Here is a 15,482-nt window from a genome sequence, read left to right on the forward strand (position 1 = left end):
GGCGCCTCCGGGGGCGTGCAGGGGGCCGCGCTCGGCGCGTCAGCGGGCAGCGGCGCGGACGGTGCCGATCGCGCGCAGGGCGCGACAGACCACGTCGTCCGAGCAGGGTCCGACGCGGCCTCCGTGGGTGGGCCACGGGACTTCACGGACCCTGGCCGCGTCACGGACGTCGGGGCCCTGCCAGGGGTCGAGCGCGTGGGCGATGCGGTCTTCACGCTCCACGGCCACGGGCAAGGTGAGCGAGAGCTGGGGGAGGATGCCGGTCTTCTGGACGGGGGAGCCGTCCGGGAGCGCGTAGAGGAGCGTCGTGAGGCGCAGCACGCCGACATGCGCTTCGTCGTCGAGGTACTCCTGAGCGCAGCCCTTTCCGTACGTGCGATCGCCGACGACGATGCCGCGCCGGTAGCTGCCGAGCGCGCCGGCGATCATCTCGGCGGCACTCGCGGAGTCGCCGTCGACCAGCGCTGCCACGGGGCCCGCCCAGCCACGGGTGGTGGGGATGTCCGGCGCGCGCTCGACCTCGACGCCACCGTCACGGCGTCGCATGGGAAACAGGGTGACGCCCGGGAGGAAGTGGCCGATCGCGGCGATGGCGCCGTCGGTCGAGCCGCCGCCGTTGGCGCGCAGGTCGAGGACCACGCCGCGCAAGGGGCCGCTCTCTCTCGCGCGCAAGAGGACCCGGGAGAGGCGATCGCCGAGATCATCCGGCACGTCGGGGATGTGAATGACCGCGACCTCGCCGTCACCGTACCGGGTCCGGTGCATCGTCAGCTCGGAGGCGGTGGTGACGGGCGTGGGCACTTCGGGCTCGGGTTCGAGCGTCACCTCGATGGGAGCGGCGAGGCCTCGACGGAGAAGCGCGACCCGTGTGCGTCTGCCGGGCCTGAGATCGCCGAGGAGCGAGAGCTGCTCGGCCTGCTCCACGCTCATGCCGGCGAGGGGGACGTCCTCGATCCTCAGCACCACATCGCCGTCGATGAGGGGGGCGGATGCGCCGCTGTCGATGCGGACGCCGAGCGCGGTGCGGGTCATCTCCGCCCACATGCGTGAGGGAGGGCTGATCTCCAGCCCGAGATCGTAGATGGAGATCTCTTCTTCGATCGGCGCCCACGCGCCGTGGGCGTCGAGCTGCGGGACATAGGCCCGGAGCGCCGCCGCGAGCACTGCGTGAGACCATCCCTCGGGATCGAGGGGGGGAGAGATGCGCTCACGGGCGGCTTCCACGTACGGCGCGATCGATGGGCCGTACCGGGCGCTGAGGGCCCCTGCTTCGCGGCCCAGCTCTCGTGCCAAGTCGCGCGCACTTCGTGTCACGATGCCGTCTTCGAAGGGCGCTGCCGTCGCCAGGGTCCATGCCTGGGTCGGCGTGGTGGGAGGGCGTGCCTCGCCTTGGCGGATCCCTTCGTCGAAGAGGAGCGCGATCTGCTGGGACCAGCGCGCGAGTTCTGCGCCGAGTCGGCCGGCGGCGGCGCAGGGGCCGCTTCCGGCGGGGGCCTGGAGTTCGTCGAGGAGAGCCGCGGCCTCGCGGCGCAGCGCGGCCCCCGTGGGGGCGTCCGGCGCGACGGACCAGAGGCCGTGAGGGTCGAGCCAGTCCGAGGTGGCGTCGGCAAACTTTGCGGGGTGGATGGGGCGTGGGGGGGCCGCAAGCATTGCGCGGGCTTGCGCCACGACGAGGCGGGCCTGATCGCAGCCGAGGGCCGTCGGTGAGCCGGTCGGCAGTGTGAACCCGCGCTCGAGGGAGCCACCGTGGCAGTTCGCGCCATCGGTCTCTTCGTCGCCCGCTTCGAGGAGCTGCAGGACGGAGCGCGCGATGCCCTGGCGCGCTTCTTCGGGCGGCGTCGCGGGGGAGCGCCAGAGCAGCGCCGCCGCCAGGATTCCTCCTGCAACGCATGCGACCGACCTCGCCCGCTGACGATGCACCACGGCGCTCCCGATACCACGCCCCGTGCGAGGACCGCCATTCGGCGGCCTCGGTTCGCGTTCCGGTTCGCGTGTGGCTGTACCGCCAGGGGGACCCATTTCCCGCGTCGGGGGGTCCTCCTCAGGACGGTGGCCGTCGCCGTGGGGTGCCGTCTCCTGTCCGGGCGTGGATGCCCGGCCTGCCCAGTCGTTTTCCCGCAAAGCTTTCGCGTCCGTGCATCGATCCGAACACGTTGCGCATTCTCGCGCAAATTCCCTGTCGGGGAGGGCCTTCAGGCTCGGCATCACCCCTGCATCAGCGATCACCAAGGCCCACCGGATTTCTGGGAAGGGCCACGCGTCAGGTCAAGGGTCGGAGGGGGAGACCGAGTGACCGGCAGGTGGTCCGCTCCCTCCGGCAGGGCAAAGGAGATAGCGATGGGCAGCGCCGGAGATCGAGCGTCTTTTTCCATGTACCGCGCGGAGATGATGAGCCGTGAGCCCATCAGCGCGGAGGCCGAGCGCGATCTCGCGCAGCGCTGGAAACATGGTGAGCGCGACGCGGGAACGCGGCTGATAGAGGCTTGCTTGCCGTTCGTGGTCACGGTGGCGCTCGAGTACCGTCGGTGGGGGCTGCCGATGGAGGACATCGTTCAGGAAGGGAACATCGGGCTGCTCAAGGCCGCCGACCGCTTCGATCCGGAGCGCGGTTGCCGTCTGGCGACCTACGCGGCGTACTGGATCAGGGCGGAGATTCGCGAGTTCGTTGCGCGGAGTTACCGCATCGTCCGGCTGGGATCGTCGAAGGGCGAGCGACGGGCGCTCCGGGTGTACCGCAAGACCCTGGAGAGGGATCCGGAGGTGCTGGGCAAGCTGAGCGGGCTGAGCAAGGAGCGTGCAGAAGAGCTGCTGCCGCTGCTGAGCGCGCACGACATGAGCCTGGACAGAGCGCCCGGAGAGGAAGGGCTGACGCCGCTGGAGAGGCTGGTTTCGAACGACAGCGATCCCGAGGAGAAGACCTGCGCGGCGGATGAGCGGATGCGGCTTTCGCAAGCACTGGAGCAGGTGGTGAGCGAGCTCGGCCCACGCGAACAGAGCATCGTGCAGCAGCGCTGGCTCACGGAGGAGCCGGCGACCCTGGAGGCGCTCGGAACGTCGTTCGGCGTGAGCAAGGAGCGGGTGCGGCAGCTCGAGGAGCGGGCGAAGAAGCGGATGCGCGCGCGGATCGAGGAGATCTCGCGCGAGCCGCTCGCCGAGAGCGCCTGAACTGACCAGAGGCGCTCGGTGCGAGCGCCTCGGTCCGTCAAATCTCGATGATCATGCCTTCGCGGGCGGCGACGGTGTTCGGGAACAGCTCCTGAGCCCTGCGCTCTTTCTCGCGCACCATCGAGTCGGTCTGGTTCGGGTCGTGGTGGTGCAGGACGAGCTGCTTGACGCCCGCGGCGTGCGCGAGTTCGCACCCAGCGACGAACGTGGCGTGACCCCAGCCCGTCTTCGGGGTGCCACCCACCTCACCCGAGTACTCTTCGGGTGTGTACATGGCGTCGAAGATCAGCACGTCGGCGCCCATGGCCAGCCGCTTCAGCTTGGGGTCGACGATGGAGTAGTGCTCGGAGTCGGTGATGTACACGACGACCTTGCCGTCGTGCTCGACCCGGTAGGCGTAGACGCCGTTGGGGTGGTTCCCGCGAGCGTTCGTCACCCGGACGTCGTTGCGCGGGCCGATGGTGACGACCTCGCCTTCGTAGAGGTCGCGGAACGTCATCCCCGCGCCCATCTCGGTGAGGTGGACGGGGAAGCTCGGGTAATCCATCTGCCCGGCGAGCGTCTCTTCGAGGGTGCGTGAGACGTTGAGGCCGCCGTAGAGGTGGAACTTGTTGCCGCGAACGAACGCCGGGGTGAAGAACGGGAAGCCCTGGATGTGATCCCAGTGGACGTGGCTGAAGAACATCCACGCTTCGAGGGGCATCTCCTTGACCAGGTCCTGGCCGAGCAGGCGCAGCCCGGTGCCGCCGTCGAGGATGACGAGCGCGCCGCCCGCGCGGACCTCGTAGCAGCTGGTATTGCCGCCAAACTCGACCGTGTGTGGGCCAGGCGTGGGGATGCTACCGCGTACCCCCCACATCTTGATTTGCATCCTGCCTCGCTCGTTGGATCCCGCCCGCTCCAGGATAGAGCTATTAGATTCCGCGGGACGGCAACGTCAAGCGAGAGCGCGTTGCTGTCCGGACGGCGCCACGGCTGGATGCAGGGGCAGGCGGTTCCAGGAGATGGGGCCGGGCTGTCATGCGCCGGAGAAGCCGGGATCCGGCGTGACGGAAGCTCGGCGAGCGGGGGGCGCGAGGGGCCTGTTCGAGGGGGAAGATAGTGGTTGACATCACCTCGTGAGGGCGCGTGATGGGAGGACCGGCGGCGCTGCGGGGGTGTGCCCGGGGACGCGAGGGATGGGGTATCGTCCGGCCATGTCGCTGCGGGTCGACGCGATCGTGGTGCTGGGCTGCAAGATCCTCGTCTCGGGTCGACCGGCCGGCGCGGCCGCGCGGCGGGCTGCCACCGCGGCGCAGGCCTTTCGCGAGGGGGTCGCGCCGCGCGTGGTCGCCAGCGGTGGGCGGCGGTGGGGGGCTCAGATCGAGGCGCGCGCGCTGGCCGGGGCGCTGGAGGGGGCAGGCGTGCCGGCGGAGGTGATCGTTCAGGAGCTCTGGTCGATGACCACCTATGAGAACGCCATCTTCTGTGCGGCGCTGCTTTCGAGGCTGGCGGCGAGGCGCGTGGCGCTGGTGACGTGTCCCTGGCACATGGCGAGGGCGCTCTCGAATTTCCGTGCGGCGGGCATCGATGTCTGCGCGTTGCCGACGCCGTCGGTGCCTGCGATGCCGTCGACGCGGGTGGTCCGATGGGTCCACGAGACGGCGTCGGGTTGGCTCGATGCGAGGGCGATGCGGCAGCGGCGTGGGCTCCGCGAGAGCGCAGCCCGCCTGCGGGCGCTCTGGGGGAGCGAGGAGGCGTGATGCGGTCGCTGTGCCTTTTCGCCGGGGCTCTCGGGCTGCTGGCATGTTCGGAGCCGACGCCGGCGTCCCCCGGGGATCCCGCCGTGATCGGGAGCGCGACGGGCGCTGCGGGTTCGGCCGGACCCGTGCAGGGTGGGGCTGCACCGGACGGCGCCGCGCGGGCGGTGGCCTTGGTCGCTGCGGAGCACCGGCGCGCCGCGGCGGAGATCACGCCCGCCGATCAGAAGTCCCGTGACGTGACGGTGCGGCGGCTGGCAGCGCGTGCCCTGGCCCGTGTGGGGGGGGAGGGGGCACGCCAGGGGCTGCTGCGCGCGCTCTCCGACGAGGACGGGGAGGTGATCGGCTGGGCGGCGTACGGCCTGGGCTTCTCCTGCAAAGGGCACGAGGATGCGTCGGTGGCGGCACTGGCGGCGCGCGCTCTGTCTCTGGATGGTCGCGCGTTCGTCGGGGCGCGCATCGAGCCGCTGGGGGCCATCGCACGCGCGATCGGTCGCTGTGGGGCGGCCGTCTCCGAGCAGACGCTGGTGGCGTGGCTGGGAGGGTCGCGGGAGCGTGCGCTCCACGCTTCGTATGCGCTCGGGGATCTGGTGTCGGTGAAGTCGCGCCTGCGCGAGGAGACGCTGGTGACGTTGCTCAACGTGGCCGCGGGCAGCGCCGCCGCGTCGCCGCTTCCGGAGGCGCTCTATCCGCTCGGGCGACAGGAGCACCTGTCCCCCACCGTCCTCGAGCGGACGTACGAGGTGGCGTCGGCGCGCCTGGCCGAGGCTGGGGACGCGCGGGTCTTCGCGGTGCGTGCACTCGGACGCGCTGGTGGGATGGCGGCGGCGGGGCTGGGGCGTGTGCTGACCACGCCGTCGGTGTTCTCGGCATCGGAGCGTGCAGAGGCGGCACGCGCGCTGAAGCGGCTGGGGGTGATCGGGCAACGTGAGCTGGCGCAGGCGCTGCTGCTGCTCGCGCCGAAGATCGACGGGGAGGCGGCCGCGGGTCTCGGAGGAGACGAGGTGGGGCCGCTGCTCGTGGCGCTCGAATCCCTGAGCGAGCCTGGTGCGGCACGCAAGGTGCTCCGTGAGCTGGCTGGCTGGGCGCCGCCGACCGATGCGTCTCCGCTGATCTCGCGCCGGCTGTCGTGGGTGCGCTGCGCGGCAGCCGCGGTGGTCGCAGGCGCTGACGTGCGCGATCCGTTGCTCACCGCCTGCGACGTGACATCCGCTGGGGCGCCTGAAAAGCCGCGAGGCGACAGCGGAGCGCAAGCTGCCGCCGGGCCAGTTGCAGCCATCGGCGCGCGCGCGGTGATCCGTGTGCTCGACCGGGGTCCGATCACGGGAGCGCGGCTCTCGGTCTGGCGTGCGTACGCAGAGGGGGAGGACCGGCGGGCGCGCCAGGCCGCGCTGGAGTTGATCGCGTCACACACGGAGATCGCAGGGGCAGCAGACACGCTGGCCAAGGCACTCGGCTCCACGGAGGAAGGGATCGCTGCGGTGGCCGCCGAGGTCATCACCAAGCAGCCGCAGCGAGCCATCGAGACAGAGCGTCCCCAGCGCGGCAAGAAGCGTCGCGGCGCGCGAGAGGCCGCGGCGAACGGAGGGCGGCGAGCGGGTGACGACGCTGCGGCCATGGTGCCCTCGACCGCCGTGACGGGCGCGCTCACCGCAGCCCTGGAGCGCGCGGCCACGTCCAACCAGATCGAACTGATCGACGCGCTCATCGATGCTGCTGGCGCGCTGGGGCTGCAGGAGGCGGCACCCACCCTTCAGCTGCTCTGCCGCTCGGCCTACCCGACGACGCGAGGCCGCGCCGAGAAGGCGCTCACCTCGCTCGGTGGAAAAGGCGTCTCGTGCGCAGCGCCGGCTTCCAGCGACGCGCCTCCCGAGCTCGGCACGCTCGCGCGCACAGGCGTGACGCTCGCGCTGGAGACAGACGTCGGGGAGGCGACGCTCTCCCTGGATCCGTCGATCGCTCCGGTGGCCGTGACCCGGATCGTGGAGCTTTCGCGCGCAGGTTTCTACGATGGGATGATGGTGCACCGGGTCGTTCCGGGCTTCGTGACCCAGTTCGGTGCACCTCTCGGGGATGGTTACGGTGGACCCGCCGATCGGTTGCCTCTGCGCTGTGAGACGTCGCCCCTGCCGTTCGGGCCACTCCAGGTCGGCGTGGCGCTGTCAGGGCGTGACACGGGGTCGAGTCAGATCTTCGTGATGCATGCGCATGCGCCGCACCTGGAGGGGCAGTACGCATGGATCGGATCGGCGACCGGAGCCTGGTCGTCGTTCGTCGATGGCGACCGGATCCTGAAGGTCTCCGTGCGGGAGTGAGCGCGCGGCAGGCGACGTGAAGAGCGGGCTCCGAGGAGGGCCGGTCAGCGTTCGAGGCGGCCCAGCAACTCGTGGACGGCGCGCTGCGAGCGCCGCAGGGCGTTCGCCGATGGGATGAAGCCGTCCACCCTCCAGGGAGGTGGCGGGTCCAGGCGCACGGGGGCCATCACGAAGGGAACACCCGTGGCGGCGAAGTGCTGCGCCGAGCGAGGGGCATGGAGGGCGCTGGTGACCACCACGAGGAGCTTCACGCCGAGGTCCTGCGCCATGCGCGCCGAGAAGCGCGCGTTCTGCTTGGTGTCGAGTGCATCGCTCTCGAAGAGGATCCGGTTACGAGGTACGCCGAGCGTCTCCAGAAGGTCCGCCATGGCGTGGGTCAGCGCTTCCCGGGGACGATCGGCGTTGCGGCCGGTGAGGATGACCCAGCGGAAGCTGTGGGTCCGGTAGATGCGTGCCGCGCCCATGCACCGCTCGATGGCGGCGTCGGACAGGCGCTCCATGGGAGGGACGCCGTGCTCGTCCGCGTGGATGGAGGCGCTGAGCACCACGAGGGCGCGCTGGTCCGGCAAGGTGGAGGCGAGGTCGGGTCCGATGTCGCGGGGATGCTCGGAGACCGCACGGGTGAAGAGGCTGGCGATGACGGGCGTGGCGAGGAGCCAGAGGGCCACGGTACCTGCGAAGGCCGCCAGATGACCCAGCTGCACTCGACGCGTCGCGGACGGGCCGTGGTGGGCGCGGGCGTGCCAGAGACCCGCGAACACCAGGAGGAGCAGGAGGAAAACGGGATCGACGAGGCGAGAGATGGGGAAGCCGAGGCTCGCCATGGTCGCTGGTCTACTCCATCGACGGCTCGAAGCACGGCTTCATCGACAGCCGAAGACATGGTTCCGTGAGCGGATCGAGGGCGGTCGAGCCGCTCACGGGGTGTTCAGTGGCGTCGGCGGCGCCGTGAGGCAGCGAGGAGAGCGAGCCCGGTGAGGGTCGCCGCGGCCCAGGGGCCGGCATCCTCGGCGCCTGCGGCGCGGCACCCACAGCCCCCTTCGTCGCCGGAGCCGGGCGGGACAGGCGTGTCCCCGCTGCCCGCTTCGCCACCCGTGCCGCCCGCGCCACCCCCTCCAGGACCACTCGAGCCGCCCAGATCGACAGGGGACTCGGCTCGAGCGACGAGGATCGGGGGGGCCTCGCCGGTCGCCCGGTAGATGTCTTCGAGCTCCATCCCGCGATCGTCGGTCACGTTCTGGTCGCGCAGGAACTCGATGTAATGGCGGGTCATCGACTGGTAGTAGACGCGCGCCGAGAGCGTCTGCATGCCCGCTGCGTCTGCAGGAGCGGTGAGCGTGAAGGCCACTTCGTCGAAGTGGCGGTAGCCACCGTTGCCGTCGGAGAAGTCGATTTCCGAGGTGGGCAGGGTGGTCTCGGAGGCGACGAAGCCCTTCGGTGGGATGCGCGTGTCCGAGATGATCATGTCGTGGAGCGCGAGGTGCTCTTCGGCTTCACCGACCTCGAGGGCGGCGTTCCACTTGCCGTGCACGGCCTTGTAGACGTGCGTGGGCGGGTCTTCCACGATCTCGCCGGTCGCCTCGTCGTAGCCGCCGACCAGGGTGCGCTCGGCGCCGCTCGCGTCGACCAGCGCGACGGCGACCCACGCTCTGCGGCTCTCTGCGTAGCCGGTCGGGAACTTGTGCCCAGTGAGGTTCTCGACACGGACACGGACGGTGAAGGGTTGCCCGGGTGAGAGCTCGGCGGGGGCGTCCACGAGCGTCACGGCGGCGGCGCTCTGCAAGCTCTCCAGGGTCTTGGTGAGCGCGAGCTGGAAGGCTTGCTGGTTCGACGCGACATGCTCCGCGTTTGCGGGAGCGGCCATCACCGCCTGGATGCCCCAGTGGTTGCCGCCCACGATGACGTGGTCGCGCGGATCGGTCCGCAGGATGGGATCGAAGATGTTCACCACCGGCAGGTTGCCGCTCGCGCGCTTCATGTGGCAATCGATGCAGCTCGTCTGCTGCGCGTCGTTGGCGTAATCGCTTGCGGCCCACTCCTCGTAGGTCGTGTCGAGCGGGAACTCGATTGCCGTCGGGACTCCCTGGGCGTCACGCAGCATGATTTCAGGGTTGGTGACCTGATGGCACTGCCCGCAGAAGCGCGAGTCGGCGAGGTTGGGCTCCTGCATGGATCCATGGTTGGGCGAGCTGGAGTCGGCGTACGGGCCGCGCTTCGTGCCGCTGGGATCGTCCTCGTACAGGAGCTGCGCATTGCCCAGGTAGTAGGGGAAGTTCGGATCCTGAGGATCGGCGAGCGTGGTCGCGCGGTGGCAGGTGTCGCAGCCCACGCCCTGGGTGTCGATGAGCCCTTCGGCGGGAATGGGGTCGAAGCCGCTCCCGTCCGGAGGGGTGGCGTGCCCTCGTACGAAGGCCGTGGGGGAGTGGCAGCGAATGCAGAAGGTACCCATCCCCGGGAAATCCTGGTTGGCCACGGTGAGGGCTGCGAAGAAGACGGGGTCGCGCGCAGCGTTGCCCATCATCGTGCCTGCCCAGGTGTCGACGGGCATGTGCTCACGCCACTGCGGCGGCTGGTTGCCAGAGGTCTTGTGGCACGTGGCGCAGCGCTCCGCGGGGCTGAAATAGCCGCCGTTCGGTAGATCGCCGGGGTTCGTGCCTTGCAAATCCGCGAGTCCCGCCGCGGCGCTACCGCTGAGGGAGGTGAGCGCCAGCAGGATGCCGAAAGAAGCTCTGTTCGCGTGCATGACTTGCCTCACCACCGGCAGACGGGCTGCCGGTGGGCTCCAGCTCATTCGATGAAGGGATGCAAAGACATCGAGGACCCTCGCCCGGATCGGCGAGGGCTCATCGTCATTCTGGCTCGATACGGAAGATCGCGCCTGCCAGATCGACCACGTAGACCTCTCCGGCCGCGTCCTGGCCGAACGAGGACATGGCCTGCAGGGTGTTCCTGGACTCCAGGTCCGCGGTGAGATCCCCCTGGCTCACGAGCGTGCCGTCCTGCCACACCAGCGATTTGATCCAGTTTCGGCTGTAATCGCCGAAGAGATAAGTCCCTCGCAGTGCAGGAATCTTGCTCCCTCGGTAGACGAAACCACCATTGATGGACACGGCGTCGTCGGTCTGGTGGCTGAGCGCAACGACCGGCGGGGTCAGGCCATCGGTGGGGCAGTTCATGGACGGATTGAAGCAGGCGTCGCCTTCCCTGAGACGCCAGCCATAATTCTTGTGCCCCTGACCTGCGCGCTCGATGTTGATCTCTTCCCACCGGTCCTGACCAACATCGCCGATGTAGAGGTCCCCGTTGCAGGCATCGAAGCTCATGCGCCAGGGGTTCCGCAGGCCGTAATCCCAGATGAAGGGATCCCCTCCCGGCAGGTTGCCCTGGGGCGCCGTCTGCGGAGCATCGACGTCGATCCGCAAAATTTTCCCTTCGCGTCGAGCGAGGTTCTGGGCGTTGTTGTTCGGATCGCCACCACTCCCACCGTCACCGACGCCGATGTAGAGGAAGTTGTCGCTGCCGAACGCCAGAGCGCCGCCATTATGGTTGTAATAATGGGGGTGGTCCGGTCCGGGAGGAATCTCGAAAATCACCTGCCCAGAACTCTTGTCCGCAAGATCCGGGTTCGATTGCGAGCGATGGTACTCCGCGACGGCATAGATCAGGTCCTGGCCCTGAGTGTACGTGTAATAGACGAAGAATCGCCCATTGGCTGCGTAATTCGGGTGGAAGGCGAAGCCCAGCAGGCCATATTCGTCGCCGCCGCCGCCGGGGGGCCGGATGACGTCGTTGATGTCGAGGAATGGCTCGTCCTGGACCGTGCCACGGTCGATCAGCCGGATCCTGCCGCGCTGCTCGACCACGAAGAGGCGCTCCGGATCGGTGGGCTCGCTGGCCACGAAGATGGGGCGATCGAAGCCGTTCGCGACCACAGTGAGCTTGAGTGGAGGGAGGGCTCCGGTCGCCGGGTCACAGTCCACGAGGGATGACGTCCCTCCGCCATCTCCACCCGTACCCCCGGCACCTCCCGTGCCACCACCACCACCATCGCTGGTCGTCGTCGTGGTGCCTCCGCCGGGTCCTGTCGGACTCGTCGTGTTCGTCCCGCCATCGTCACCACCACAAGCGTTCAACGCCAGCGCGGCCCCGGCAGCGCCGAGCGCGATCCACGTCAAGCGCAAGAGAGAAAGCTTCGTCCCCATCATGAGCCAGAAGCCTACCCGATGACGCAACGTGCTGGTAAATACTTTCCAGGCTGTCGAGCCGCTGCTCGCTCAGCAAGATCACCAAAGATCATCGCTCAACGACGACGAGGGCCGCCGAACCAGGCAACGACAGCCATGCGCAACCACTCCCTTTTGCTCCTCGAGCTTCTATCCCGGCGCATTCCTCCTGGAGGCCGTCGCTGGCGCGAGCGCGTCGAGGTCATCACGGGGGTGCATCTCGCAGAGGGGCTGATCCCGACGTCGTTTCAGACGCTTCCGGAGTTCGATCACGAGGGGTTTCTGGCGGAGCTGGCTGGAGCATCCAGGTGGCTCGGGAAAGAGGCGATCCAGCTCACGATGGCCGAGCGCGGGGTGCTGCACAAGGCGGGGGTCACCTGGGACATCGATGGTTGGCCACTCGACCAGCTCGGCCGCGCAGCGATGCTCGCCGTCGTCTCTTCGCGGCTGGCCCCCTCCGAGATCGAGCGGTTGCTCGGTGACGTGCATCGTCAAGGAGAGACCCGGGAGCGGCAGGCCTTGCTTCGCGCGCTGCCTTTCCTCGTGATGCCCCAGCGGTTCGTCGCGCTCGCGGTCGATGCGTGTCGCAGCAACGAGCGACCCGTCTTCGAGGCCATTGCCTGCGAGAACCCGTATCCGGCGGAGAACTTCCAGGAGATTCAGTTCAATCAGCTGGTGCTCAAAGCGCTCGCCTTCGGCATCGCCCTCGAGCGCATCATCGGCCTGGAGCGCCGCCGCTCGGTGGAGCTGATGCGCATGGCCTCCGACTATGCCGGCGAACTCCGCGCATCGGGGCGAACCGTGCCGACCGACATGAACCTTCTCCTCGACGCTTCCTGAGGCAACGTCAGCGAGACCATGCGCATCTTCGAGCCCCACGTTCACATGTCCTTTCGGACCACGGACGACTACCAGGCGATGGAGGCCGCCGGCGTCTCCGTGGTCCTGGAGCCGTCGTCCTGGCTCGGTCAGCCTCGGATGCATGTGGGGAGCTTCGAGGACCATTTTGCGTCGCTGCTCGGGTGGGAGCGATACCGTGCGAGCCAGTTCGGGATCAGCCATCTGTGCGCACTGGCCTTGAATCCGCGAGAGGCGAACAACGGGCGCGTCGCACAAGGCGTCGTCGAGCTGCTCCCGCGCTATCTCCCCAAAGAGGGGGTGGTCGCGGTGGGGATGGTCGGCTTCGAGGACCTCTCGACGGACGAAGAGCACTATTTCGTTCGTCAGATCGAACTCGCCAGGGTGAACGAGCTGCCCCTCCTCGTCCATACGCCCCTTCGGGACAAGAAGCGCGCTACGGAGCGGAGCCTGGCCATTCTCCGCGAACACCGTTTTCCTGAGGAGTGGGTGCTCATCGAGGACGCCAGCGAGGAGACGCTGCCACTCGTTCTCGCCACGCGCTGCTGGGCCGGGTGTTTGCTGGGTGCCTCGACGGGCATGGGGGAAGAGCGCGTCGCCTCCGCCATCCGGCGTCATGGTCCGAACCGGATTCTCGTCAGCAGCGCTGCCGACTGGAGCGCGAGCGATCCCCTCCAGGTCCCGAAGCTGGCGGACCGAATGCGCGCCCAGGGGCTGGCCGAGGACGTGGTGCAGATGCTTCTGTGGGGCAATCCGATCGCCTTCTTCGCGCAGAGCGGGAAGCTGGATCCGGTCGAGCATGGCGAGGCGGCGCTCCTCGGCCAGCGGGGGGGCCACGCCGGGACGCTCGTGCGCGCCCCCAGCCCGCAGATCCGCTGAGCCGCGTGGGGGGGACCCGGACCTCGACGCGGAATGCGACGCCAACGGATGCCACGTGTTCGCCGTGGTCGACTCCGCCATCGCGCCAGCCTCCCCGGGCACATTCCCACTTGGCGGCAGGAGACCTTCCTGCGATGCTTGCATGGCTTCAGAATGGCTGAATTCGCCCTCTCTACCCGCCGCCTTCTCTCGATCGTGGCACCCCTGCTGGTCGCTCTCTCGGGTTGTGCACCCGTCTACGTGTACGACTCTGCCAACTACGCCAAGGAGTTCGATCCGAGAGCCCACGAGTACGTCATCGGGGTGGGCGACAGCCTTCAGATCAACGTGTGGCGCATGGCTGATCTGTCGAGCGGCGCGCTGGTACGCCCCGATGGCATCATCACCCTGCCGCTCGTCGGTGATGTCTTCGTCGCCGGGAGCACCCCGAGCCAGGTGCGCGCGGCGATCACCAAGCGTCTGTCGGAGTTCGTGAAGGACGAGACTGCCGTCGTCACCATCGCGGTGACCTCGGTGAACAGCTACCGCTTCGTGGTGAGCGGCAACGTGGCGCACGCGGGCATCTTCACGTCGACCTATTACGTCTCCGTCTCGGAGGCGCTGGCGATGGCCGGCGGGCCGAACCAGTTCGCCTCGACGGACCAGATCCTGCTCATCCGCATGGACGCGCCAGGGAAGTTCCGTCACATCCCGATCAACTACGACTCCATCGTTTCGCGCGAGCACCCGGAGCAAGACCTCGTGCTCAAGGCGGGTGACACGGTGTACGTTCCCTGATCGTGGCGAAACCGAGCGCGCTCGCTCAGAAGACGGTCATCGGCGCGATGTGGACCATCGCGACCGGCATCGGCGGCCGGGTGATGGGGCTGGCCGGCACGGTGCTCCTGACGCGCTATCTCGCGCCGGACATCATGGGCGCCGTCGGTGGTGCGCAGGCCGTGGCGTACACCGCGTACTTCGCCTCGGGGCTCGGGCTCGGGCAGTACCTCGTCTCTCACCCCGACGCGGACCGGCAGACCATCTTCAATGCGACCGTCTACTACCTGACGGCGTGCTTGTTCTCCGTGGGGATCGTGTTCCTGCTTCGGGAGCCCATCGCGCACTTCTTCGGCAAGCCTGCCCTCTTGCCGTACCTGTCGGGGTGCCTGGTCGCGGTCGTCATCGAGCGGCTCTCGTACATCCCCGACCGGCTGATGATCCGGGACATGCGGTTCAAGGAGGTGGCGGTCCGCAACTCGATCGGCGAGCTGACGTACACCGTGTCGTCGGTGGCGCTCGCGATCCGAGGCTGGGGCGGCAATGCCATCATCGCCGGCATGCTGCTGCGCGCGCTGGTGCGGGTGGTGATCACGCTCCCCGCCGTCGACCACCGTGAGTGGCTGACGATCAGCCCCTTCTCCAAAGAAAAGGCGAAACGGATGCTGTCCTTCGGCATCCCCATCAGCCTCGGTTCGCTGGCCAACTTCGGCTCCCAGCGCTGGGACAACCTGGTGATGCTGCGGCTCTTCGGCGAGCGCACTGGAGGGCTCTACAACCTGGCGTGGAACCTGGCAGACATCCCAGCGTCCCAGGTCGGGGAGCGCATCGGCGACGTGCTGGTGCCCTCGTTCGCCAAGCTCGAGCCGGAGCGGAGGCCTGCGGCGCTGATCCGCTCGATCACCCTGATGTCGCTCATCGTCTTCCCGCTGGCCGTCGGGCTCGGGGCGGTGGCACCGACGATCCTTCAAGACACCGTGTTCCTCCCGACCTGGTACGACACCGGCCCGCTCTTGATGGTGCTCTCCGCGCTGGGCGTGACCCGCCCGGTCGGCTGGGTGATCGCCTCGTACCTCCAGGTGCACGGGCGTACCCGCTCGATCATGATCCTGGAGTGGATGAAGGTCGGCGGGATCGTCGGCGGGGTCTGGGCCCTCGGGGTCCTGGGCGGGCCGCTCTGGGCGTGCGCCGGCGTGGGGCTGTCGTTCGGCATCCATGCCCTGGTGAGCATGGCGCTCGTGAACCATGTGAGTGGCGTGCGGTACCTCGACATGGCGCGTCCGCTGGCGCGTCCGCTGCTCGCGTGCGTTCCGATGGTCGCCGCGGTGCTCGCGACCAGGATGGGGATGTCTCGCTTCGGGGATCTCCCGCGTGGCGTCCGGCTGAGCACGGAGGTGATTGCTGGTGCTGCCGCATTCGTGCTGGCCGCGCTGGTGGTGGCGCCAGCGGTTTCGCGCGATTTCCTGGGGCTGATTCGCTCCGTCCTCCGTCGAGGGCGATCGTGATCATTCAGCGGTGAGCGGCAGCCGAACCGTTCGGCGTGTGAT

12 protein-coding genes are annotated in these 15,482 nt (G+C 68.7%); 7 read left to right on the forward strand and 5 right to left on the reverse strand.

Annotation, left to right across the window (positions count from 1 at the left end):
• Positions 1-39 precede the first annotated feature (39 nt).
• On the reverse strand, positions 40-1,923 hold the full coding sequence (locus tag CMC5_RS09415; protein ID WP_245678375.1) for a S41 family peptidase: 1,884 nt from the start codon (positions 1,921-1,923) through the stop codon (positions 40-42).
• Positions 1,924-2,337: 414 nt separating this feature from the next.
• Here CMC5_RS09415 and CMC5_RS09420 point away from each other — a divergent pair, with 414 nt between their 5' ends.
• Positions 2,338-3,165: a sigma-70 family RNA polymerase sigma factor gene (locus CMC5_RS09420; protein ID WP_050430082.1), complete on the forward strand. Its 828-nt coding sequence runs from the start codon at positions 2,338-2,340 to the stop codon at positions 3,163-3,165.
• A gap of 37 nt (positions 3,166-3,202) precedes the next feature.
• On the opposite strand, the gene CMC5_RS09425 is transcribed toward CMC5_RS09420, so the two are convergent.
• The gene (locus tag CMC5_RS09425) at positions 3,203-4,036 is read right to left on the reverse strand and encodes an MBL fold metallo-hydrolase (protein ID WP_050430083.1); all 834 of its coding nucleotides are present in this window, start codon (positions 4,034-4,036) and stop codon (positions 3,203-3,205) included.
• 325 nt (positions 4,037-4,361) lie between these two features.
• On the opposite strand from CMC5_RS09425, the gene CMC5_RS09430 reads away from it, so the two are divergent.
• Together CMC5_RS09430 and CMC5_RS42250 are read left to right on the forward strand one after the other, a co-directional pair.
• Positions 4,362-4,907, forward strand: a complete 546-nt coding sequence (locus tag CMC5_RS09430) for a YdcF family protein (RefSeq protein WP_050430084.1) — start codon at positions 4,362-4,364, stop codon at positions 4,905-4,907.
• The gene (locus CMC5_RS42250; protein ID WP_050430085.1) at positions 4,907-7,219 is read left to right on the forward strand and encodes a peptidylprolyl isomerase; all 2,313 of its coding nucleotides are present in this window, start codon (positions 4,907-4,909) and stop codon (positions 7,217-7,219) included. The genes CMC5_RS09430 and CMC5_RS42250 overlap by 1 nt, the downstream gene beginning before the upstream one ends.
• Positions 7,220-7,263: 44 nt before the next feature.
• Here the strand turns inward: CMC5_RS42250 and CMC5_RS09440 are convergent, their stop codons facing one another.
• From CMC5_RS09440 to CMC5_RS09450, 3 genes are all read right to left on the reverse strand, one after another.
• Positions 7,264-8,043, reverse strand: coding sequence for a YdcF family protein (locus CMC5_RS09440; protein ID WP_050430086.1), 780 nt, complete (start codon positions 8,041-8,043; stop codon positions 7,264-7,266).
• Positions 8,044-8,147: 104 nt separating this feature from the next.
• On the reverse strand, positions 8,148-9,962 hold the full coding sequence (locus CMC5_RS09445) for an MYXO-CTERM sorting domain-containing protein (RefSeq protein ID WP_245678376.1): 1,815 nt from the start codon (positions 9,960-9,962) through the stop codon (positions 8,148-8,150).
• Positions 9,963-10,068: 106 nt separating this feature from the next.
• Positions 10,069-11,424 carry a PQQ-dependent sugar dehydrogenase gene (locus tag CMC5_RS09450; RefSeq protein WP_245678377.1) on the reverse strand — a complete coding sequence of 452 codons (1,356 nt, stop codon included), beginning with the start codon at positions 11,422-11,424 and terminating at the stop codon, positions 10,069-10,071.
• 135 nt (positions 11,425-11,559) lie between these two features.
• On the opposite strand from CMC5_RS09450, the gene CMC5_RS09455 reads away from it, so the two are divergent.
• From CMC5_RS09455 to CMC5_RS09470, 4 genes are all read left to right on the forward strand, one after another.
• Positions 11,560-12,282: an EboA domain-containing protein gene (locus CMC5_RS09455; RefSeq protein WP_169796489.1), complete on the forward strand. Its 723-nt coding sequence runs from the start codon at positions 11,560-11,562 to the stop codon at positions 12,280-12,282.
• Between the two features lie 45 nt (positions 12,283-12,327).
• Entirely contained in the window at positions 12,328-13,179 is an 852-nt protein-coding gene (locus tag CMC5_RS09460) for a TatD family hydrolase (protein WP_245678378.1), read from the forward strand.
• A 153-nt stretch (positions 13,180-13,332) separates the two neighbouring features.
• Entirely contained in the window at positions 13,333-13,956 is a 624-nt protein-coding gene (locus tag CMC5_RS09465; RefSeq protein WP_050430088.1) for a polysaccharide biosynthesis/export family protein, read from the forward strand.
• A gap of 2 nt (positions 13,957-13,958) precedes the next feature.
• On the forward strand, positions 13,959-15,440 hold the full coding sequence (locus tag CMC5_RS09470; protein ID WP_245678379.1) for an oligosaccharide flippase family protein: 1,482 nt from the start codon (positions 13,959-13,961) through the stop codon (positions 15,438-15,440).
• Positions 15,441-15,482 lie beyond the last annotated feature (42 nt).

Origin of the sequence: Chondromyces crocatus (genome assembly GCF_001189295.1) — a bacterium.
In the GTDB taxonomy this organism is placed as follows: Bacteria; Myxococcota_A; Polyangia; order Polyangiales; family Polyangiaceae; genus Chondromyces; species Chondromyces crocatus.